A 21,459-nucleotide genomic window follows, 5' to 3' on the forward strand; every position below is an offset into this window, starting at 1 on the left:
TTTATTTAAAAGGAGTGTTGAAAGTGAATGATAAAAGTAATAAAAAATTCTGGGATAAATTTGCAAAACTATATGCTCCATTTATGAAAAAAGATAAAGGAGCTTATGATAGAGTTTGCGAATGTATCAGTCCTCATTTGAATAAGAACATGGATGTACTTGAACTTGCCTGTGGATCGGGGCAACTTTCTTTTAGTCTTTCAAAACATACTAAAACTTGGATAGGGACAGACTTTTCCGAACAAATGATTATGGAAGCGAAAAAGAATGGGGAATATGAAAACCTCACATTTGAAGTAGCTGATGCAACATCGCTATCTTTTACGGATGAAAAGTTTGATAGTGTGCTAATCGCTAATGCACTTCATATCATGCCAAATCCAGACCTTGCAATGAAAGAAATACATAGAGTTTTAAAACCTAACGGGACTTTGTTTGCTCCTACTTTTTTGTGGAAAGAGGGAAAACAAAGAAATATTATAAAGAGTTTGATGTCCATTTCAGGATTTAAAATGTATCAAGAATGGAATAAAAAACAATTTGAAGATTTCATTGAGGAATACGGATTTTCAGTAGTTGAAATGAAATTGGTGTATGCAGGTATTGCACCGATTGGTGTTCTGATTGCGAAAAAAGTATCTTAATAGATTATTTTTGCGAATAAAAATTTCGCCAAAATGTACAAGATGCAATAAAAAATAGAAAAAACGAAAGGTATTAGAAATTAATAGTTAATCATGATAATAGACAGTTTTGATAAAGACACAGAGCCACTTATAAGTCTAAAAGACTTTTACGTAGAAAAGAAAAATATTGCAGAAAAATGCTTGGTAATATTTTCGAAAAGCATACTAGAATATTTACTCGATAATTTTGAGTGCGAAGAAATTGGAAATATAGGATCTGTAAATGGGTCAATGCCAGTATATAAAAGTAGCTTTGAAGGTCAAGAATTTGCCTTCTATCTTAGCATGATGGGTTCAGCCCTTGCTTCAGGAGGTTGTGTAGAAGTCAATTGGATTACAGGTGTAAATAAATTTATAATGTTTGGATCTTGTGGCAGTCTTGACAAGGAAAAGACTTTTGGAAAGTACATTATACCGACAGAGGCTTATAGAGGTGAGGGGGCATCTTATTATTATGCACCCCCTTCAGATTATCTGGATATTAAAAACCATGAAAAAGTTGAAGAATTTTTTATCAGAGAAAGAGCTCCATATACTAAGGGAAAAGTCTGGACCACAGACGTGATGCTTCGTGAGACTCGCGGACTTGTTTCAAAGAGAAAGTCGGAAGGATGCATAGCAGTAGAAATGGAACTTGCAGGCGTGCAAGCAGCATGTGATTTTTACGGATTTGAACTGTATAACTTCCTTGAAGCAGGAGATGTATTAAATGAGAGTTCTTATGAAGTTGAGGAACTCCATAGCGCAAACCATGATCTTGGAAAATTGTACTTGGCTTTAAAACTTTTAAAAGAAATATAATGAGACTTTAAAAAAATATAAGAGGATAATACTCGCAGAATTCTTAAATATAAATTAAGAAGACTTACTTAGGAGCAAAAGAAAATGAAAACTTTGACTACAAAAGAAGAGCTCGGACAAGTTGCCAAAGATGTTTTCTATGAAGCGGGCGATAACGAAGCATATAAACCGATAACTATTAAAATTAATGAAGAATTAAAAACATTTTTAGAACAAACTAAAGGAAGACATGGGGTAGACAAAGAGTTTTTAATCCCAGATAGTGCAACATTAAACAATCTTCTAGTAGTAAGACTCGAAGACATGAAACCTAGATCCGATTACTATGAATGCAAACTATTGGTTCAATTCTTCGCAGAAAAAAGATATTTTAAAGATTTGATGGATCTAGAAGAAAAGATAAAAAAGCAAGCAGAAGGCTTAACCGATGTAGAGAAGATTGAATTTTTAAACAAATATATTACAGAGAATATAACTTACGACAAGGAACACAGATTCAGATCCGCCCTTGCCGCAGCTATTACCCACAAAGGCACCTGCGCCTCTTTTGCTCAGATCTTTCTGATCCTAGGCGAAGCAATTGGCTTAAAAGTCGGTTGTATAAACAGCGAGATAATGAAACACAGATGGAACTACGTAAAAATCGGTGATGAAACCTACTACATCGACACCACTTTTAACGCAACAAATCCCATATCAAACAAACTTTTCTTTCAAACAAGCCCTATACATTTGGCAAAGGCGCCCGATCAAAAGATTGCGGTAAAACATATGAAGTAAGCTTTAGATAAAACTCTAAGGCTTTTTATAAATTACGCTAAAAATATATAAATTACATTGAATGATAGGTTGTAAAATTATTCAGAGCGTATTTGTGTTTTCACAAAAATTTTGCTCGAGGAGGCATAATGAATAAAAAGAATTTTTTTGCGGCTCTTGTCGCGGCACTTATTTTTTTCAATGTTATACTAAGTGAAAATGTATTGGCGTATGATGGTCCAAAGCTAGATAAAGACGGATACTATACTTTAACTAATGGTGATTATTCTATTAGTGATAGAGAATATGATTTGGTTCGTCTTGTAAAGCAACCTAACGGGACTTATAGATATTATAAGTATGGCGAAACAGTTAGCCTTCAAACACTGAGTCTAGATAGGGGAAGTTGCCTTAATAGTAGAAATAAACCCAAAAAGATCATAATCCCTGAAGGTGTTGAAGCTATTATGTATGGTAGCTTTGAGAACATGGAGCTGACTGATGTTAAATTTCCAAAAAGCTTGCAATATATTGGATCAAGTGCATTTCAAGGCAATGAAATATCTGGCAAGATTTCTCTTCCTAATGTGTGGAAGGTAGATAGCTATGCGTTTGAAAATAACAAAATTACTGGCATTGATGCGCCAAAGCTTGAGCTTATTGATACTAATGCTTTCGAAAACAATATGATTGAAGGCGAAGTTAAATTACCTGAACTTAAGGCTATTAGCTGGAATGGTTTGGCAAACAACAACAATGAGATCACTCTAATTGCACCGAAGCTTGAGGTTGTTGGCAGAGATGCATTTTTAAATACTACAGTCACAAAGGCTGAATTACCAAAATTAAAATTGGTTGAAGGTCAAGGCGGACAAGATAATATTAAAAATTATTATACAACAAAGCAATTTACTGTCGAATGGAAGGCTGAAGATGAAGCAAAGCTTCCAAAACAAAAACCAGAAGTAAAGGTTCATCTCTATGCAAATGGTGAGCAAAAGGAAAATTATGTAATTGTTTCAAATGGTGCAGAAACTGCAGAGTTCAAAGATTTACCAAGCTATTATATTGGCCAAAAACCATTTAACTATACTGCAAAAGAAGAATTTGGTGGTTCAATTATTGACGAAGACGAAACTTTTGAATATGAATTAGATGGTGTAAAATATACTTTTAAGGTTAAATACGAGGACGATAAAATTATAAACACATTTGTAAAATCAGAAGATCCAAAACGCGAAGAAGCAAAAAAAGCTTTAGATGCCTATATGAATTCTTTTAATGAAGACGTAGTCGATAATCCTGCTATTGAATATCAAGATGAAAAGGTAAAGGGCGAGATTAAGAAAGCCATTACAAGGGCAAAGGATTTGTTGGCAAAAGAAGATATAAGTCAAGCCGAATTAGAGGAAATGGAAAAAATTCCATATAAAAAAGTGGATGGTAAAAAATCAGGTTTATTTAGAGACTTTACTAAGAAAGCACTAGTAAACTATGAAGTTTTAGGAGATAAAAACATAGTAAATCCTCATAATGGGAAAAAATATACTGCATTAAAAAATAATACAATTAAAATTAAAAGTACTTTAAAAGATGCAGGTAAAATTGGAGAAAATGATAATTTCTTCTTTAAGTTAAACTATGTTAAAGAAGAAGACTTTAAGTCCATACCCCAACCTACAAGTGTAGATGCTACCAGTACCCCTACTCCAAAGTACAAAAAACAAGAAGTACCTAGTGCTGACTATGAGGTTAATGCTGTAGAAGGTGGCTATGAAATAAAAATAAATAAGCTACCGGAAGGCGCAAAAATTATTAAGCCTATTGTCTATGCAAAATTGGCAGATAATACTTATTTTGAAAATGGAACCCTAGTATTTGTTAGTCCAAAAGAAGATCCAGCTATTCCTGGTGGAGAAAGTCATGATAGGCCAAGCGCTGACGATGATTCTCATAGAAGATATATGCCTAGCTATCCGTTCTTTTTTGCCTATGGTGGATCTAAGGAGACTAAACCAGCTACCGAAACAAAAGTTCCAGTAGAAATAAAGATGGATTCTAAACTAGTTATCGGTTCAAAAAAACTTGTAGTTACAGTAAATGGTGTTCAAAAAGAAGTGGTAATGGATGTAGAACCATTTATATCAAACAATAGAACCATGCTACCTATTAGATTCGTAGCAGAAGCATTAGGATTTAAGGTAGAATGGGATGATCCAACTAGAACAGTAATTTTAACAGATAAAGATACAGTAGTTAAAATACCAGTGGATACAAATCAAATAATCGTAAATGGAAAAGTATTTGAAAGCGACGTAAAACCAATCCTTAAAAACAATAGAACAATGCTTCCAATTGCAAACATTGCAAGAGCACTAGGACTAGTAGATGGCAAGGACATCATCTGGGATGGAGCTACAAAAGAAGTAACAATTAAAAGAGAAACATCAAAATAATCCAAACTCTTTAGAAAAGGGCACTCCGGTGTCCTTTTTTTAGTTGGTGTTTTGTGGCCTTTGTATTAGATGATAAGTGTTTGATTTTAAAATGATCTTAAGTCTAACAGAATAATTTAGGAGAGATTTCACATTAATAAATGGGGAAACTGTTGTAATTATAATTAGTAAGTATGCATAAAAATGCTTCGTAATGAAGATTTAGAAACATCAAGAATAAAATTAAAAGAGTATTATAAAACACATATCCGGGAGAAGATGTGCCAATATAAACTTTGGAAATAATAAAATAGTTAAATTAAAAGCGTGGATTCCCCTGTTATTCCAACAAAAAGATAGGATGGAAGTGATATAATTACTTTAAGAAGCATAAGGGGGAGATTATGAAAAATTAGAACAAATAAGACAAAAGAATTTAAAGAAACACTAAAAATAATGAGAAAAAATAAAAATTGAACGGGACGGAGTAACCCATGACTACACCAAAAACAAGGAGTAATTAGCAAAGAAATAATAAGCAATCAAACTATTCCTCTCCCACTACTAGCAGAACAAAAAAAGAATAGTCGATAGATTAGAAGAGCTACTACCTCTATGTGACAAACTTATAAAGAATAAAGAAAAGTAGAGAGCTCATATATATAAATTAAGCAATTATTTCCACAGGCTTTTAGGATAGAATCCTAGAAGCCTTTTTATATTCTCATTCTATGAAAATCATTTATAAAATGCTAATTTAGTTGTTATTACAACGTAGCTTTTGTCTTTATTGTAGTATAATTGAAATATAAAATCAATTAGTAGAATTTATGCTTTGATTCTATTTTGAGTAAAAATAGATGTCTTAGTTTGCTATGATTCTTGAAAGGGATGTTGATATGGTGTTTGAAAAAAACAATGACACACAAAAAATAAAAAAGGATTTGAGAAAAAAGATGCTGTCCAAAGCCCTTGCACTTCCGGAGGTTTACAAAAGTGATGCAGACGCACGCATTACTCAGTTGCTCTTAGGACTTCCTGAATATAAAGATGCGAATACTATTTTCTGTTTTGTTGGAGTGGAGCATGAGATCAACACGAGACCTTTTCTTGATCAAGTACTTGCAGATGGCAAGAGGCTTGCGGTTCCGCTCTGTGTTGGAAAAGCAGTTATGGAAGCGAGAAGAATTTTTTCCCTTGATGAATTAAAACGCGGATACTACGGTCTCTATGAGCCGGATAAGTCTTCGGAGCTTGTTCCTATGGATGAGGTTGAGTTTGCTGTCATTCCTTGTCTTACAACAGATCATAAGGGCAATCGTCTCGGTCATGGCGGTGGGTTTTACGACACTCTTTTCAATAAATATAATAATGTGCCGGCTGCTATTGTTTGCAGAGAGCGCATGTGTGGCAAAGTGCCGACAGAACCATTCGATCACAGGTTTTCTATAACTGTTACAGAAGATGGCGTATTTCGAAATAATAATTAAATTAAATTTTGTATGAATCGTGGAAAGAGTAAAAGTAAAATCACTATTACTGACAAAAAAAGGATGTGATTAAATGAAAGAAAAAATAGGTGAAGTCTTTTCCATAGGAAGGGATAATCCGTCGGTTCCTGGATGTACCATATCAAAAGAAATCTATGGTGGAGAAAGCTCCATTACGTATTTTTCACTGGCTAAGAATACGGACATAAGCGCGGAGATTTATCCTTACCACAAACTGATAATCGTTGCAGAGGGCAGCTTGGAGGTTTATGGAAAAGATAATTTCTTGCAAAAATTGCAAGTAGGAGATAGTATCTTAACGCTGACGAACACCCCTATGGGGATGAGAACTGCAGAAGGCAGTGTGTATACAGAAGCATCTGTAAGAAAGGAGAGTATTATGAACGAAAAAATTAAGGCAGGAGAAGTTTTTAAATTGAAAGACCTTGTTCCTTATGGAGAAGGCAAGATCGTCAATATGGATGTGGTGCATAATGACAAGATGAAATTCGTCGTTATGGCATTTGATGAAGGCACAGGGCTTTCGGAACATGCCGCTCCTGGCGAGGCAATCATCTTCGCTTTGGACGGCGAGGCTGTCATAAGCTATGAGGGTAAGGACCATGTAGTCTGTGCCGGTGAAAATTTCCACTTTGCGAAGGGTGGTCTCCATTCTGTAAAGGCTACAAAGAAGTTTAAAATGGCACTTCTTCTTACTTTGGAATAAAATGATTTAAAGAATATTAAAAATATTGGAGGTGGGGATAAATATGAGAATTATTAAATACAGCAAGTCTGAGGAAGCTTTAAATATAGCTACCCACATCTTAGGATTTATCCTGAGCCTTATATTTTTCCTACCGGTAGTCCTTGAAGCCTATCGGGGCAAAGATATGATTGGATTTTTGGCGTGGTTAATCTATTTTATAGCCATAGCCATCATGTTTTTATCATCAAGCCTCTACCATTCTATGAAAAATCCACTAGCAAGGACGGTCTTTAGGGCAATCGATCATGGGGTGATCTATCTTACCATCGCAGGTTCCTATACTCCAATTATCTTAATCGGTCTAAAGTCTACTTTTGCCATAGTTATATTTGTTCTAATTTGGATCTTGGCACTATCGGGCATAGTGATGAACATAATTGCATTTACTACAGGTAAAGAAGATAAGATAAATCGGGCTTCTATGATTATATACATGGCAATGGGATGGATATCCATTCTTCTTATATATGAGATTTATAAGTATATTGGCATGAGCTATATTATATTTTTGTTACTTGGCGGGCTTTTCTATACCATAGGAGCGGTTTTTTATTCAATAAAGAAAATCCCATACAATCACGCCATCTGGCATATATTTATACTTGTGGCAGCCTTTGTAATGTTTTATGGCAACTATAAATTTTTAGGATAATTTTGAAAAAATAAGCAAAAATCAGCAGTCGAGCAAATGACTGCTGATTTTTTATAATTTCTATTCATCCAACCAATCTTTTAAAACAACGGCATTGTTATATTTTTCGTCTTTTGCGGCATAGAGCAGGGTCACATTTAAATCCTTTATCTTTTGTAAGTAAAGATCCTTAAACTTTTGCGACTGTGGATTGCTATTTAGTTCATTTGTGTAAAGTTCTTTAAACTCATCATATTTTTCAGGATCATGAGAAAACCACTTTCGAAGTTCATTCGATGGAGCGATTTCCTTTGCCCATAAATTGATATCAGCTTTTTCTTTTTTTATTCCTCGCGGCCAAAGTCTGTCTACAAGAATACGAAACCCGTCAGTTTCTGCTGGAGTTTCATAGATTCTCTTACAACATAATTTATTCATAATATGCCTCCTTAAAAAGAAAATTGTAAAAGTTTCTAATAGGATATTGAAACAACATAAAGATTGATTTTATTGTAGTATAATCAAAATTTAAAATCAATCGGCTCAATAATTATAATAATTTGCCATTTGGGATTATTTGTAGAGAGCTCATGTGTGGCGAAGTGCCGACGGAACTCTTTGATCACAGGTTTTCGATTGACGAGGATACGGACGATAAGTTGATGGTCGAAACTAATTTGTGTTTTCAAAAGAATTATAATATGAGCGAATTCTTTAAAAAATTAAAAGTAGAACTTAATTTAAGATCTGTTAAATTGACAGATGGAAATGAATAGGCGAAAATATTAACAAATGTGCGAGAGAGAAATCTTTCGCTTTTTTTGACCTTGAGAGAAAAAAGAATTATTGATAATATTGTTTTAGATATTGCGTTAGATGGTACTTAAGCTTCAATTAGAAAATATATTTATGGAGAGTTGTATGAACTGGATAAATAGTTTTGAAATCATATGTTATTTTATAGTTGCTATATTACTTATAGATATTTTAAAAAATAAAAATTATAGAGAGCTGGGACTTTTGATTTCGGGGGCAATTGCTGGGTTCTCTTTAGAACTACTGTCGGTTAGGCTTACGGACATCTACCATTACAGCAACGATTTCTACATAAGTATCGGCTTTGTACCATACCAATTTCCATTTTTCGGCGGACTTATGTGGGGAGGAATAACCGTGTGCGCACTTCGAATAGCGAAGAAGTTTTCTCTAACAAAGATTATGACAGCACTACTAAGTGGATGGCTCATAGTTAGCATGGATTTTCTCCTCGATGTGGTTGCCATCAGGCTAGATGGAGGATTCTGGGTGTGGGACGGTCGTCCAATTAATCTAGATATCAATCATCACATGTTTATGAGCGTAATCTGGGTAAACTTTCTCGGATACATGTTTGAAGTTCCGTCAATCGTGTATATGACATTAAAGAGTTGGGAAAAAGGTATCGATGAAAAATTAAATCTAATGAGATCAATGCTCATTGGAATAGGCGGAGTAGCTTTCGTAGGAATTTGTAGCTTTATATCACTATATTTAAACAAAATAACCGATGAATGGTTCGTGGTCTTAGCATTTCTTGCCATATGGATATTCGTTTTAATAAAACTTATAAGAGAAATTCTAGCACAGAGAAAAAATTTAACCTTTGGAAATAAAAAGGATTGGACGAGCATTATATTTTGGTTAAGTATCTACGCCTACTGCATCGGCGGACTTATAAAACTTGAAATCATACAAGCAGTTCCTGTTTATGGAATCTTTGCACTTATGCTATTTATAATGACGCTTCTGCTGGTGTTGGTAGATGTGAAAGAATCAGATGATTTTAGAAAGTAGGGAATTGCAATGAATATAAAATTAAAAGAGATTTTAGATAAAAAAGAAAAGGAAAAAATAGCAAGAGAGATCCTGACAGACCTACCAGAATGGTTCGGTCTGCCAGAGAGCACAGAAGACTATATAAATGAATCCGAGTCGAAACCGTTCATCGCTTCCTTTGTAGACGATGAGGCGGTAGGTTTCATCGTACTAAACGAAACGAGTAGGGACTGCGCCGAGATATTTGTCATGGGAATAAGGAAAGAATTCCACGGGATGGGCATCGGAAAGAAGCTGAACGAAGAATACGAATCAATGGCGAAGAAACTCGGCTACACATATTCACAAGTAAAGACTGTAGAGAAAGGACACTATGAAGAATATGACATCACCAATAGTTTCTACGTTGCGGTGGGCTACAAAGAATTGGAATGCTTTAAGACACTATGGGATGAATGGAATCCATGCCAAGTATATGTAAAATATTTGGGTGAGTAAAATTATTTTATTGATTAGAATTAGACTTTTATAAGAAATTTAAATTATGACACCCAAAATGACGGTCAAAATGACGGTCAAAATGACGGTCAAAGTGTCAGTCAAAAATTAAAACCAAATGATAGGCGTAAACAAATAGTAAAAATTATTGAAACAAATTCTAAAATAACTGCCAATGATTTATCAAAATATTTTAAAGTTTCTGAAAGGACTATTGAAAGGGATTTAAAAGTTCTTACAGATGAAAAAATAATAGAGTATGTAGGTAGTGCCAAGAATGGATATTGGAAAGTAAAAGAATAAAAATAAAGGTCTAATATTAATAGAAAAATCTAGGAGAGGGCGACCTCTCTTTTTTAATATTAAACTTGCTTATGTGCTGAATAAAATTTAGTGCAGTATGCTATAATTAAGCTAATATTAACAATAAAGGAAGTTTATATGAATCATTACCTTACTGATGAAAAGCCTAGTAAGGCGATTATTAAATTCGCCCTGCCTATGATTATCGGTTCACTTTTCCAACAGGTATATACTTTAGTAGATTCTGCTGTCGTTGGTAAATACGTTGGCGAAGCAGCACTTGCTTCTATTGGAGCAAGCTTTGCCCTAACTACCATTTTTATTTGTATAGCAGTAGGAGGTGGGGCAGGAGCTTCAGTTCTTATAGCAAGATATTTTGGATCAAGAGATTATAAAAGAATGAAAAGTTCTATTTATACATCCATGATAGGATTTTTATTCCTATCCTTAGCTCTTTCGATATTTGGACTAATATTTTCTGAAAAATTAATGGCTATCTTAAATACTCCTGCAGATATTATGGATATGTCGATTCTTTATTTAGACATTTATTTTTATGGCTTGCCATTTTTGTTTATGTATAATATTATATCAGCCCTCTATCAGGCTCTTGGAGAATCAAAAATCCCCCTATACTTTTTGATATTTTCATCAGTATTGAATGTGATTTTGGATATTTACATGGTTAAAGACTTAGGATACGGTATTAAGGGAGCAGCTTACGCCACCCTCCTAGCCCAAGGTTTGTCAGCTATTTTTTCTTTTGCAATTTTTATAAGGCACTTGAGGAAATTTGATGTGGAAATTGACAGGTTTTTTGACCTTAAGGAGCTTAAACTTGTCACAAATCTTGCCCTTCCATCAATTTTACAACAATCAACCATTACTATCGGTCAGCTTCTCGTTCAATCAGTTGTAAATTCTTTCGGTGTAGAAATATTGGCAGGCTTTTCTGCAGCAATGAGGGTTGAAAGCCTAATTATAGTTCCAATAACAAGCCTTGGCAACGCAGTTTCTTCTTACACTTCTCAAAATGTTGGAGCGAGAAAACTAGAAAGGATAGGCAAAGGACTAAGAGCATCCTTAAGCTTAACCATTTGTTATTGCCTCTTAGTTTTAATAATACTAAGAATAAATTATTCTGCCATAACGGCTTTTTTTATGAATGAAAACTCTTCAGCTCTTGCCATAAACACAGCCAATGCCTATCTAAAATTCATCGTTTTTTTCTTTATCCTAGTAGGAAGCAAGCACTGTGTTGATGGATCTTTAAGGGGAATGGGAGATGTAAGAGTCTTCACCCTAGCAAATCTCATAAATCTTTTTGTAAGGGTATCTTTATCTATGACCCTTGCCTATAAAATAGGAGTAGAGATGGTCTGGTACGCAGTTCCCTTAGGTTGGTTAGTTAACCTCATAATTTCATCCATCTATTACGAAATAATTAAAAAAGATGATTTTAGCTTAAAGTTTTAGGAGAGTTAAAGAATTTAAGTCTTTAATAAAGGATAAAAAAAGATCTAGTGCACTGACTAATTAATTGTCATTGTCTAGATCTTTTTCCAATAATTTTTTCCTCGTACTATAATAAAGGCTCAAATTTCTTCGGGCATCAATTATTTTTTGCTTATAGGACAAATTGAGCTATGCACTTAGAAATTTTAGTAATGTCCACATTAGATTTAAAATCGAAGCTTAGTTTACTTCCATCGTTAAAGGCGAGTATAAGTTCGCTATCTATATCAAGCACTCCTTTTGATAGATTTTAAAAGATTTTACAAGACAATTAATGTACTTAAGGTATAGTAAAAGAGACAGAAAGACTAACTATTAAAAGTCAAGATGTGAAACAAAGAAAATATAAGTCATGATATTGATAAAAAATGAAAGGACTATTGAAAGGGATTTAAAAGTTCTTACAGATGAAAAAATAATAGGGTATGTAGGTAGTGCTAAGAGTGGATATTGGAAAGTAAAAGAATAAAAATAAAAGTCTAATATTAATAGAAAAATCTAGGAGAGGGCGACCTCTCTTTTTTAATATTAAAAATAAAATTTAAGATTGACTTTAATAAAATTAAAGATTACACTTAATATAATTAAAGTAGGTGATGAAATGGCGATTGAAATAATTCCAGAATGGATGGCAAATTTAGACGACGAGGATCTATCTTTTATCAAAAATTTTATAATGGCGTCTGGCTCATTAAAAGAGATTGCAAAACAGTACGAAGTAACATATCCGACGGTGAGGCTAAGACTCGATAGGCTCATACAGAAGATTAGAATTAGCGAAGACAATGCAAATGAACCTTATATATCGCTTATTAAAAGGCTTGCTGTAAATGACAAGATTGATTTTGAAACGGCGAAGATATTGGTTTCCGAATATAAAAAGATGAAAGGAGAGGATTAAAATGAAATTTACACTTATATTTTTTATAATTTATTTGTTGTTAGGAGCTCTAGTGGTCTACTTACAAATTTATTTTTCTAAGATGAAAAGTAGATGGATGGGACTGATCTTGCCAGGGCTATCACTTATAGTTTCTATAATTATGGTTTTAAATATCGCAGAACCATCGGCAAATATTAGTACGGCTCAGCGTATAGCAATGGTGCTTTCCGCATTTATAACGAGTAATATCCCGACGATAATTCTCTTTGCAATTTATGCTGTGGTGAGACAAAAGCTAAAAAGACAGTCAGAAATCGACAAGATGAATATCAAGGATTTGTAAAATTAATAGGGATTTAAAAACAGTGGACTGAGTAGGTTTACTGTTTTTTTGTTGATTATAAAGAGCAGATTCCACTATGAAGGTCTATCCCAACTACGGTCACCCTGATCGTAAGAGCCACAGGCTACTTTACCTTCACAACTACAGTCACCCTGAGCGGAAGAGCCGCAGGCTCTGAAGTCGAATGGGTCTAACCTCTGAGGGTCAAGTCTTGGAAAGTGAAATAATAATTATTCTGATGCTATACGGATAGCATTTAAATTAAAAATAACGTAGATTCTCTACGTATAGCATGAAAAATAATCATCAGTGTTTAACCTCACCAGGGTTATACCCATTCGACTCACTTCGTTCGCTCAGGGTGACTGTCTTCCTGGGGCATTTCCGTGCAGAGCCTCTCGGCTGTGGAACCTAGAAGGTTCCGCTACGGATGTGAATATTAGGATGGACTGTTCTACGGCTGCGCCTGAGGGAAAATAATTTAGTGCGAAGGTTGATGGAAACAGATTGCTTTCGCTACAAAAGAAACATAGTAGGAAAGGTTGTTGCACGCCTAACGGCTGAGGAAAGAGAGTTTAGCATAAAGGTTAATGGAAGCAGATTGCTTCCGCTACGGATAATCATCAGTGCTTAACCTCACCAGGGTTATACACATTCGAAGCCCCTCCCAACTACAGTCATCCTGAGCGAAGACGGCTTTTGCCGTCGAAGTCGAAGGATCTGACCTATATTTAACCAAGTCCGGGCAAATGAAATAATAAATTTGTTTATGCTCTACGTAGAGCATGAAAGAATAATCATCAATGTTTGACCTCACCAGGGTTATACCCGTTCGAAGCCCTAGCCGAAATCTTCGATTTCGCAGCAGGTCTTGTGCAAAGAGTTCCAAAGAAGCCGAGCATTGCGAAGGCTGATTTGCAGAACTCGACTGCCTCTCAGGGTGACTGTCTTCCTTAAGTGTTTTTAAAATGGAAGTAGATTGCTTCCGCTACAAAAATAATCGCAAAATAACAAAACCACCACTAAAGATAATTATTTTCAAAATAGGGTATAGTATTAATAGAAAACAAATTATTTAAAGGGAGGATCATTATGAGATTTGAAAATAATGTTGTTATAGTTACCGGTGCTTCTTCAGGTGTTGGCAGAGCTGCGAGCATCATGGCGGCGAAGGAAGGGGCAAAGGTATATGCCATTGCTAGAAGAGAAGAAAGACTTCTTTCTCTTGCTAACGAAATTGACATGCTAGGCGGCAAGGGCGAAATAGTGCCTGTTACTTGCGACGTTTCTAAAAAAGAAGACGTGGAAAGTCTATTTGAAAAGGTTAAGAATGAAAATGATAAGCTTGATGTGCTTATTGCAAATGCGGGTGTTATGGACAATTTTGAACCTATTACTCACTGCACTGAAGAAAATTTAAATAGAATTTTCGATATCAATGTGAAGGGAACTTTTAGACTTTTCAAAGGTGCAATTCCTCTTATGAAGGATGGCGGCGCAATCGTAGCTACGACTTCAATCGCTGGCATCAGAGGCGGCAAGGCTGGCGTGGCTTACACTATGTCTAAGAGTGCAATCCACGGTCTTGTGAGAAACACTGCTGCTATGTATGCAAACGACAAGATTCGTTGCAACGCTGTAGCTCCTGGCGGAATCGCAACTGAAATCATGGAAAACTTCTCAAACGTTGACGAAAAAGGAATGGAAGTTGTCATGAGAGGTCCAAAACTTGACAAGATGGTTGCAACCGCTGAAGAGATTGCTTCAAACCTATTATTCCTTGCATCTGACCAAGCGTCAAACATCACTGGACAAATTTTAGTTTCAGACGGCGGACTTACTAATATGTAAAAAGTATTTTCGAGGGCTTGTTATTTAACAGGCTCTCTTTTTAGTTTATAATTAAATAATAAATTAATTTTAGGTGATGAAAATGATTAAAAAAATAGGAATAGTAAGTCTCTCCTCCGGTGTTTTGGGAGAAGATTTTGTAAAACATGAGGTGGATTTAGGGGTTAAGAGAATAAACGACTATGGCATAGAAGTTGAATTTCTGCCGAACGCTCTTAAAGGAATGGAATTTATAAAAGATCATCCGGAGTGCAGGGCAAAGGATCTGTTGCAGGCATTTGAAGATGATTCCATAGACATGATTCTATGTGCAATTGGTGGGGTGGATACATATAAACTTCTTCCATACTTATTTGAAAATGACGAACTTAAAAATGTAGCGAAACAAAAAGTATTTCTCGGATTTTCTGATACGACGATGAACCATTTTATGCTAAATAAGGTAGGAATAAAAACTTTTTATGGTCAGGCGTTTCTCCCAGATGTATGCGAACTTTCTAAGGAGATGCTTCCATATACGAAGAAATATTTTGAGGAGTTAATAAAAACGGGTAGGATTGAAGAGATAAGACCTAGCGACCTTTGGTATAAAGAAAGGGAAGACTTCAGCGAGGATGTACTTGGTCAAAGTACTGAGAGTTTCCCAAACTCTGGTTTTGAACTGCTAAGGGGCAACTCTACATTCAAAGGTAAAATTCTAGGCGGATGCATAGAGTCAATCTATGATATTTTTGTAAATGAGATATTCGATGACACCGTAGAAATGTGCGAGAAATATAAATTATTTCCGAGCCTAGATGAATGGAGGGGCAAAATTCTGCTCCTTGAAACTAGCGAAACGAAATCCAGCCCAGAACTCTATAGAAAAATGATTCGTGCTCTAAAGAATTATGGAATATTCGATGTATTATCAGGAGTGCTCATCGGTAAACCACAAGATGAAGTATACTACGACGAGTACAAAGAAATTTTGCTAGGAGAAATAACTAACGAGGAACTGCCAATTCTCTACAATATTAATGTAGGTCACGCCACTCCTAGGTGCATCATACCTTTTGGGGTTGAAGCGGAAGTAGATGCTAAAAAGCAAGTGATAAGGTTTAAATATTAAACCGGGATAGAATTTTGATATATAAAAGGAAAATAAATGTTAAAGGATGTAAAGGCGTATTGGCGAAATTTAAAAACTCAATATGAAGACAGGTATGACGAGCCTTTTCTCGATGATTACGACCATTCCGTAGAATATTTTGAAAAGATGGAAAATTATCTTCTTAAAAAGAAAGAAGAGAGACCACTTGATTTGGACGTTCTACTAAATATTGCGTCGACAAAGATGGAGCTTAGAAAAGATGATGAATCAGTGGAAATGCTAGAAGATTTTCTCCGAGAAAATTTAAAACTCCTTTCTGATGATGAAAAATCAAGAATCTACACAGACCTTGCCTTTTACTACTACGGAGAGGAGAGATTGAAATATTTAAGGTTGGCTTATGAGTTGAATTCTCCCTATGCGGAAACGGCTAAGGCTCTTGGAATCTACTATTTCAGCGAATACCAATATGACCATTCGAAGGAGAATCTCCATCTAAGTACAAATTATTTTAAAATGGCGAGAGAAATTGAAAATGATTATGAGCACGCTTTTAATTATGCGGTCTGCCTCTACGAGGAAGGAAATTATATTCTTGCTGCAGCAATTTTTCGAGAGATTCTTAAAAAATATCCGAATAGAATGAGGCTAATACTATCTCTTTCCTACTGCGAAGCCTACCTTGGAAATATCGATAGAGCGAGATTTTATCTAGACCAAGTTAAGATTGGAATGGATGAAAACTACCATCTTAGCACCGATGAAATAAATGACTATGAAATCTTTGACCTATACTATGTGCTTGGGGATTATGATAAATTCCTAGAATCCTGGGGAAAAGAAAATATAGAGGAGTACTACACCATTGATTGGGACCATTACTTCTACACACTGTGGCTAAAGGGCAAGAAGGATTTGTTCTTAAAACTTGTTGAAAAGAATATTTCCTACTTGGACATGACCATTGAAGAAGCTGCGGAGGATGAATACGACAGTGAAGAAGAAAAGAATACAACCATCGCAGAACTTAAACAGGAAAAGAAAGACTTTGAAGAGATGATACTTAGAGTACAAAACTCCAACGAGAAACCGAAATTAAAACTTAGTTTAGAACCGGAGATGAACTGCTTTTTAATCGATTGTATAAGACATAAACTTCTGTAAGTACAAATATAAACTTTATAATGGATATAAATTACAAAAAAACAGTCGCAAAATTTAGAAATAAAATTTGAAAAACTGATATATAATTAATATAAATCGAGGAGGAAACATGCTTTTAATCGAAATCTTGGTCATGTGTGCCATATTTTTTGTTCTATGTTTTTTGGGAACAGGCACCGACCATAAGAATTTAAAAAACTACTCCACCTATCCAGATGAAGTTAAGAAAAAAGTACAAGAGATAGAAGAATATAAGGGAAGATTTAAAGAAACTAGTAAGACTAGAAACTTTGTGGCAAATTTAGTAGTATTCTTGGTAATTTTTATAATATTTGGAATATTTATCCGCCAAAGAGATTTTATCCAAAATTTCAAATCTCTACTTATAATGGGACAGGCGCTAAATATATTTGATTTAGTCGTAATAGATCTCATCTGGTGGAGAAATACAAAACGCATAAGATTTACCAAAATCCCGGATAAATCACTCTACCAAAATCCCAAAACTCACATCGAATCATTTGTAAGGGCGCTAATAATGTATACCATCGTTGCAGTTGTCGACGGATATATCTTAACCATGTTTTAAAAATAAATAGAAATCATTTAAAGGGACCAATGGTCCTTTAAATTTCAAAAAAATTAGGGCTCGTGAGAGCCCTTTTTGGTTTAAATTTTAATCGTCTTCTATTACAAATCCAGTGACCCGCGCTTGAATTGCAAGTTGTGTCCTGCTTGTAAATCCAGTCTTGTCCAAGAGATGTTGGATATGGGTCTTAACTGTGTTTAGCGAGATGCCTAAGCTTTCTGCGATTTCGTCGTTACCCACTCCTGTGGTTAGGAGTCTTAAGACTTGGATTTCCCTCGGAGTTAGGTCGGTGGATTTGGTCATGCCCAGTTTGACCTCTGGAGTTTTAATTGGATAGATGGATTCTCCATTTAATGTTCTTTCGATGATTTCTAAGATGGTCTCTTCTGAGACTTCTTTGTACCAGAAACTTTCGATGCCGATCTCTTTTGCTCTATCCATCCAGGAAACTTCTGGCATACTTGTAACGGCTATGATTTTAAGTTCTGGTTTTAGTTTCTTTATCTTTTCTGCAGCATCGAGGCCATTTGAACCGTCCTGCATCAGTATGTCCATGATTACCAGGCCCAGTTTAGTATTTAGTACATAGGTATCTGCAAACATGGCGGTGTCAACGCAGTAGACAACTTCGTAGTCCGGGCATTGGTTTATATATAGTTTAAACATTTCTCTGGAGACGAACTGATCGTCAACTATCATTATTTTATAGGTCATAGTTTCCTCCTTTTGGCCAGGATAGGTCCAAGGTGAATTGTGGATTAAGTTCTATATTCATCTTGCCACCAAAACTTTTTATCCTTTGATGGATATTTTTGAGACCGCCCTTTTCTTTTATCGGCTCTTTAGATAAGATGCCGTCGTTTCTTATCTTGCAATGGATATTTAAATCTCCTTCTTGCAATGTAATCCATATATTTTTTGCTTGACCGTGGCGAATAGCATTGTTAAGTGCCTCGTGAACTATATCGACCAAGAGATTTAGATCGCCCTCGTCCCTTGGAATTTCACCATCCAAGTGGACCGCAACTCCGATATCTTTTGCAGTGGAGATCAGTTTTTCAAATTTTGCTTCATTCTTCGAAGAATCATCATTTTCACTTAAGAAATTTTCTTTTTCGTTTAGCATAACAAGACTTTCCATCCATAAATTTATGAGCTTATCCCTGTCTTCCTTTGTCTTTTTATCCATATCCAAGTATCTTTTAAAATAGATTAGTGATTGACCAATTTTGTCATGAATCTTGACTTTCGCCTGCAAGATTTCCTTCTGTCTAGTGTACTCTGCCACGTTCTTTTGATATTCTTTGAGACTTCTGTTAATCTTTTCAATCTGTCTATTCTTTTCTTCAATCTCTTGGTACAAACCCCACTCAAGGGTGATTTTATATGCCAAGGTTTCCCTCACATTTTCGTGAAGGACTATCTGTATCTGCCAAATATCTCCCAAAGCTTCTATAACTAGAGGATCCTTTTGCAAGATACGAGCATCCTTTTTTATATTGTTATTTTTTATATCTTCTGCACAGACGATGTCATTTACAAGCATGTTTCCGAATACTGCGTAGCTAATATCCTGCATTACTCTATTTACCAAAATAGGTGTTCCATCTAGTTTTGAAAAACAGATTCCGTCAGGAAGATTATCCATGCTTTCTTTTATGGAGTTCTTGCCTATGACACTGTTCTTAGTCTTTATAAAGCTTATGGCAAAGATAATTTCAAGGACACAGAGGAACAAATCATAGATTATAAATAAGTAAACGGGAAGGTCCACCATAGGTTTTGCTATGTAGAGTCTGCCGGTTCCAATCTCTGCCAAAATTTGCATAGAGAAAAAACTCAATGAGAAGATGAATATACTATGTACAAAATACTGGGCGTGCAATTTGCTATTTGCTGTATCGACAACAATCTTTACACTTGCAACCAAGACTAAGGTGTTAAATATAAATAGGGCGGCTAGGTTATAGATGCTTAGATTAAAAAGAGTCATAATGCCTCCTTCCAAGATAAATACATAGGTTTATTTCATCCGCTGTTATATCCTCATCAATTAAGATTTCGCGATCAGCAAAGGTATCTTTATACTTACTTAAGAAAGATTTCGGCTCTACACCGGTAATTCTAATACTTAGGGTAGGTATACGGTCCTTTCTATACAGACTCACCTGAAGATTTTCTATACCAGGCATGTAAAATTCCAACGCATATTGAAAAATTTTATAGAGGTCAAGGCAGTACTTGGCATCGAACCTGCCACTTAGATTCCAATAAAGACTCGTATTAACATCGCTTAGTTTCAAATAGTCGAGGGATTCGGAAAACGCAAGTCTGAGCTCTGCAAGGTCTAGAATCTTTTTATTCTTAGTAATAAGGAATAGATTGGAATATCTCTTTATGTACACGTCTAAGAAACACGCGTGTTTTAGTTTTACTTCAAATAGATCTTCATCTTCAGGAAGATTCATCAAGATATATTTAAGTTGATCGAACTGAGGCTTTAGCTTCATGTGAATGTGCTCTCTGATTTCTCTTGCTTCTTCAACCTTGATCATATTTTTCTCCAAGGCATTATTCGCTTTTAGAAGTTCGTTTTCGTTTAGCATATCTTCACTCATGGAAAGGAGTTTTCTCTTTAGATTGTTAAAATCGGTAAAATCTATAAACCAAAATGATGTGCCGCCGGTTATATTTTCGCTTTCAAGAAGGGTGTCTTCATCGATAAAGATCGGAGATTTAAGCGCCTTGTCAACGAGAGCAAGATCAATATCTTTATATTTTTTCGGGCGGAATATCATCTCTTTATTTAAATCCATAATCCCAATATTTAGAGAAGAAAGTTGTAAGAATGATTCGTAGCCCCTGTTGGAAGGCAAAAGTCTCATAAATACCAAGGATTCAATAAATAGTAGCACCATAAGGACGTTAAACTCTGCGCTCTTAAAAATAATTTTAAAATATTCAAAAGGCTCCCAACCAATCATGAATAGAAAAGTATAAAGACCCCATATAAATATGATGAAGATCGGAAGATTTACCGAAGCCAAATGTCGATTTTTAAAAGATGGCATCATTGTAAATACTAAAGTGCAAAGAGCTAAAAGTCCTATGTAGATAATTACGAAATAAAATACTGGACCATACATATTTAGACCTCTGACCTTTGGGTCAACGGAGAAGGCGAGTTCGTGGTAGTCGTTGGTCAAGATTAATAACGCTAATGCACAAGTAGGTATCCAAATAATATTCCAATACTTGCTTATACCTTCTCTCTCAGATTTACCGACGTGAAGAGATGTGAGGAACACGAGCTGAGTTAAAATAAGTGGAAAGACGAAGTAGAAGTTTCTTATAATTCTTACAGCATCTTCATTATTTATAAAGATTTCGTACTTAACAGTCCTCATCGTAAGGTAACAGATGAGAAGTATGCCGATGAGTTTAAATTTTGTGACTATAGAATGTCTAAGGACTCTACTGATCATATTGTGTATCCACAAGAAAATAACAAAAGTATAGAGGATAAGCACTATGGTATGCACAGGAAAATTCACTAAATTATAGTAGTCAAGAGCATGCAAAACACATGCGGCTAAAACCAAAAATATAGAAACGATATAAGTTATGATTTCCTTGCGATACATAGTAGCCTCCTTCCAAAAAGAAAATAAAATTTATTCGATTATTAATTTAATAAAATAAAGAAATTCTTAAACTAATTATATCAAAAAGAATATATTTATACTAATTTCATATATTGAAAAAATTTCAAAAATTTTTAAAAAGTCATACTTTCGGGTGATGTGCAAAAGAAAATAATTTTGTAAGATAAAG

General features: G+C 35.0%; 21 protein-coding genes. 17 read left to right on the forward strand and 4 right to left on the reverse strand.

Features of this window, described 5'->3' with window-relative positions; translation table 11 throughout:
- Positions 1 to 23 precede the first annotated feature (23 nt).
- The 7 genes from HMPREF9225_RS02850 (at position 24) to trhA (ending at position 7,592) form a co-directional block, all read left to right on the forward strand.
- Positions 24 to 644, forward strand: coding sequence for a class I SAM-dependent methyltransferase (locus HMPREF9225_RS02850; RefSeq protein ID WP_008901426.1), 621 nt, complete (start codon positions 24 to 26; stop codon positions 642 to 644).
- 93 nt (positions 645 to 737) lie between these two features.
- Positions 738 to 1,487: a nucleoside phosphorylase gene (locus HMPREF9225_RS02855; protein ID WP_008901427.1), complete on the forward strand. Its 750-nt coding sequence runs from the start codon at positions 738 to 740 to the stop codon at positions 1,485 to 1,487.
- Between the two features lie 84 nt (positions 1,488 to 1,571).
- Positions 1,572 to 2,267, forward strand: a complete 696-nt coding sequence (locus HMPREF9225_RS02860) for a transglutaminase domain-containing protein (RefSeq protein WP_008901428.1) — start codon at positions 1,572 to 1,574, stop codon at positions 2,265 to 2,267.
- A 128-nt stretch (positions 2,268 to 2,395) separates the two neighbouring features.
- The gene (locus tag HMPREF9225_RS09755) at positions 2,396 to 4,702 is read left to right on the forward strand and encodes a stalk domain-containing protein (RefSeq protein WP_008901429.1); all 2,307 of its coding nucleotides are present in this window, start codon (positions 2,396 to 2,398) and stop codon (positions 4,700 to 4,702) included.
- Positions 4,703 to 5,580: 878 nt separating this feature from the next.
- Positions 5,581 to 6,171: a 5-formyltetrahydrofolate cyclo-ligase gene (locus HMPREF9225_RS02870; protein WP_040551289.1), complete on the forward strand. Its 591-nt coding sequence runs from the start codon at positions 5,581 to 5,583 to the stop codon at positions 6,169 to 6,171.
- Between the two features lie 73 nt (positions 6,172 to 6,244).
- Entirely contained in the window at positions 6,245 to 6,898 is a 654-nt protein-coding gene (locus tag HMPREF9225_RS02875; RefSeq protein ID WP_008901431.1) for a cupin domain-containing protein, read from the forward strand.
- A 43-nt stretch (positions 6,899 to 6,941) separates the two neighbouring features.
- The gene (gene trhA / locus HMPREF9225_RS02880; protein WP_008901432.1) at positions 6,942 to 7,592 is read left to right on the forward strand and encodes a PAQR family membrane homeostasis protein TrhA; all 651 of its coding nucleotides are present in this window, start codon (positions 6,942 to 6,944) and stop codon (positions 7,590 to 7,592) included.
- 60 nt (positions 7,593 to 7,652) lie between these two features.
- On the opposite strand, the gene HMPREF9225_RS02885 is transcribed toward trhA, so the two are convergent.
- Positions 7,653 to 8,009, reverse strand: a complete 357-nt coding sequence (locus HMPREF9225_RS02885) for a DUF488 domain-containing protein (protein ID WP_008901433.1) — start codon at positions 8,007 to 8,009, stop codon at positions 7,653 to 7,655.
- A 483-nt stretch (positions 8,010 to 8,492) separates the two neighbouring features.
- Between HMPREF9225_RS02885 and HMPREF9225_RS02895 the strand changes: the two genes are divergently transcribed.
- The 10 genes from HMPREF9225_RS02895 to HMPREF9225_RS02935 all read left to right on the forward strand — a co-directional run bounded on the left by HMPREF9225_RS02895 (position 8,493) and on the right by HMPREF9225_RS02935 (position 17,625).
- Complete coding sequence (locus tag HMPREF9225_RS02895) at positions 8,493 to 9,404, forward strand: carotenoid biosynthesis protein (protein ID WP_040551290.1); 912 nt, start codon at positions 8,493 to 8,495, stop codon at positions 9,402 to 9,404.
- A 9-nt stretch (positions 9,405 to 9,413) separates the two neighbouring features.
- Positions 9,414 to 9,884: a GNAT family N-acetyltransferase gene (locus tag HMPREF9225_RS02900; protein WP_008901436.1), complete on the forward strand. Its 471-nt coding sequence runs from the start codon at positions 9,414 to 9,416 to the stop codon at positions 9,882 to 9,884.
- Between the two features lie 135 nt (positions 9,885 to 10,019).
- The gene (locus tag HMPREF9225_RS10470; protein ID WP_281032282.1) at positions 10,020 to 10,187 is read left to right on the forward strand and encodes an HTH domain-containing protein; all 168 of its coding nucleotides are present in this window, start codon (positions 10,020 to 10,022) and stop codon (positions 10,185 to 10,187) included.
- Positions 10,188 to 10,277: 90 nt separating this feature from the next.
- Positions 10,278 to 11,663, forward strand: a complete 1,386-nt coding sequence (locus tag HMPREF9225_RS02905; RefSeq protein WP_008901437.1) for an MATE family efflux transporter — start codon at positions 10,278 to 10,280, stop codon at positions 11,661 to 11,663.
- 640 nt (positions 11,664 to 12,303) lie between these two features.
- Positions 12,304 to 12,603 carry a DUF2089 family protein gene (locus HMPREF9225_RS02910; RefSeq protein ID WP_040551292.1) on the forward strand — a complete coding sequence of 100 codons (300 nt, stop codon included), beginning with the start codon at positions 12,304 to 12,306 and terminating at the stop codon, positions 12,601 to 12,603.
- Between the two features lies 1 nt (position 12,604).
- Complete coding sequence (locus tag HMPREF9225_RS02915) at positions 12,605 to 12,928, forward strand: hypothetical protein (RefSeq protein WP_008901440.1); 324 nt, start codon at positions 12,605 to 12,607, stop codon at positions 12,926 to 12,928.
- 1,092 nt (positions 12,929 to 14,020) lie between these two features.
- Entirely contained in the window at positions 14,021 to 14,779 is a 759-nt protein-coding gene (locus HMPREF9225_RS02920; protein ID WP_008901441.1) for an SDR family oxidoreductase, read from the forward strand.
- 82 nt (positions 14,780 to 14,861) lie between these two features.
- The gene (locus tag HMPREF9225_RS02925; protein ID WP_083772989.1) at positions 14,862 to 15,890 is read left to right on the forward strand and encodes a S66 family peptidase; all 1,029 of its coding nucleotides are present in this window, start codon (positions 14,862 to 14,864) and stop codon (positions 15,888 to 15,890) included.
- Between the two features lie 36 nt (positions 15,891 to 15,926).
- Entirely contained in the window at positions 15,927 to 17,036 is a 1,110-nt protein-coding gene (locus tag HMPREF9225_RS02930) for a tetratricopeptide repeat protein (protein WP_008901443.1), read from the forward strand.
- Between the two features lie 109 nt (positions 17,037 to 17,145).
- Positions 17,146 to 17,625 carry a hypothetical protein gene (locus HMPREF9225_RS02935; protein ID WP_008901444.1) on the forward strand — a complete coding sequence of 160 codons (480 nt, stop codon included), beginning with the start codon at positions 17,146 to 17,148 and terminating at the stop codon, positions 17,623 to 17,625.
- A gap of 87 nt (positions 17,626 to 17,712) precedes the next feature.
- Here HMPREF9225_RS02935 and HMPREF9225_RS02940 read toward each other — a convergent pair whose 3' ends face one another.
- The 3 genes from HMPREF9225_RS02940 to HMPREF9225_RS02950 are packed head-to-tail and all read right to left on the reverse strand — an operon-like array spanning position 17,713 to position 21,110.
- Positions 17,713 to 18,339 (reverse strand): response regulator transcription factor, encoded by a 627-nt coding sequence (locus tag HMPREF9225_RS02940; RefSeq protein WP_008901445.1) that lies wholly within the window; start codon positions 18,337 to 18,339, stop codon positions 17,713 to 17,715.
- The gene (locus HMPREF9225_RS02945; RefSeq protein WP_008901446.1) at positions 18,329 to 19,618 is read right to left on the reverse strand and encodes a sensor histidine kinase; all 1,290 of its coding nucleotides are present in this window, start codon (positions 19,616 to 19,618) and stop codon (positions 18,329 to 18,331) included. The genes HMPREF9225_RS02940 and HMPREF9225_RS02945 overlap by 11 nt, the downstream gene beginning before the upstream one ends.
- Entirely contained in the window at positions 19,605 to 21,110 is a 1,506-nt protein-coding gene (locus HMPREF9225_RS02950; protein ID WP_245526535.1) for a hypothetical protein, read from the reverse strand. The genes HMPREF9225_RS02945 and HMPREF9225_RS02950 overlap by 14 nt, the downstream gene beginning before the upstream one ends.
- Positions 21,111 to 21,459 lie beyond the last annotated feature (349 nt).

This window comes from Peptoniphilus duerdenii ATCC BAA-1640 (assembly GCF_000146345.1).
GTDB lineage: Bacteria > Bacillota > Clostridia > Tissierellales > Peptoniphilaceae > Peptoniphilus_B > Peptoniphilus_B duerdenii.

What these genes read in the sequence shown, in the direction of transcription:
- HMPREF9225_RS02855 (WP_008901427.1), top strand. Translation starts at nt 738, where the DNA reads ATGATAATAGACAGTTTTGATAAAGACACAGAGCCACTTATAAGTCTA.
- HMPREF9225_RS02860 (WP_008901428.1), top strand. Translation starts at nt 1,572, where the DNA reads ATGAAAACTTTGACTACAAAAGAAGAGCTCGGACAAGTTGCCAAAGAT.
- HMPREF9225_RS09755 (WP_008901429.1), top strand. Translation starts at nt 2,396, where the DNA reads ATGAATAAAAAGAATTTTTTTGCGGCTCTTGTCGCGGCACTTATTTTT.
- HMPREF9225_RS02870 (WP_040551289.1), top strand. Translation starts at nt 5,581, where the DNA reads ATGGTGTTTGAAAAAAACAATGACACACAAAAAATAAAAAAGGATTTG.
- HMPREF9225_RS02875 (WP_008901431.1), top strand. Translation starts at nt 6,245, where the DNA reads ATGAAAGAAAAAATAGGTGAAGTCTTTTCCATAGGAAGGGATAATCCG.
- trhA (WP_008901432.1), top strand. Translation starts at nt 6,942, where the DNA reads ATGAGAATTATTAAATACAGCAAGTCTGAGGAAGCTTTAAATATAGCT.
- HMPREF9225_RS02885 (WP_008901433.1), bottom strand. Translation starts at nt 8,009, where the DNA reads ATGAATAAATTATGTTGTAAGAGAATCTATGAAACTCCAGCAGAAACT.
- HMPREF9225_RS02895 (WP_040551290.1), top strand. Translation starts at nt 8,493, where the DNA reads ATGAACTGGATAAATAGTTTTGAAATCATATGTTATTTTATAGTTGCT.
- HMPREF9225_RS02900 (WP_008901436.1), top strand. Translation starts at nt 9,414, where the DNA reads ATGAATATAAAATTAAAAGAGATTTTAGATAAAAAAGAAAAGGAAAAA.
- HMPREF9225_RS02910 (WP_040551292.1), top strand. Translation starts at nt 12,304, where the DNA reads ATGGCGATTGAAATAATTCCAGAATGGATGGCAAATTTAGACGACGAG.
- HMPREF9225_RS02915 (WP_008901440.1), top strand. Translation starts at nt 12,605, where the DNA reads ATGAAATTTACACTTATATTTTTTATAATTTATTTGTTGTTAGGAGCT.
- HMPREF9225_RS02920 (WP_008901441.1), top strand. Translation starts at nt 14,021, where the DNA reads ATGAGATTTGAAAATAATGTTGTTATAGTTACCGGTGCTTCTTCAGGT.
- HMPREF9225_RS02925 (WP_083772989.1), top strand. Translation starts at nt 14,862, where the DNA reads ATGATTAAAAAAATAGGAATAGTAAGTCTCTCCTCCGGTGTTTTGGGA.
- HMPREF9225_RS02930 (WP_008901443.1), top strand. Translation starts at nt 15,927, where the DNA reads ATGTTAAAGGATGTAAAGGCGTATTGGCGAAATTTAAAAACTCAATAT.
- HMPREF9225_RS02935 (WP_008901444.1), top strand. Translation starts at nt 17,146, where the DNA reads ATGCTTTTAATCGAAATCTTGGTCATGTGTGCCATATTTTTTGTTCTA.
- HMPREF9225_RS02940 (WP_008901445.1), bottom strand. Translation starts at nt 18,339, where the DNA reads ATGACCTATAAAATAATGATAGTTGACGATCAGTTCGTCTCCAGAGAA.
- HMPREF9225_RS02945 (WP_008901446.1), bottom strand. Translation starts at nt 19,618, where the DNA reads ATGACTCTTTTTAATCTAAGCATCTATAACCTAGCCGCCCTATTTATA.
- HMPREF9225_RS02950 (WP_245526535.1), bottom strand. Translation starts at nt 21,110, where the DNA reads ATGATCAGTAGAGTCCTTAGACATTCTATAGTCACAAAATTTAAACTC.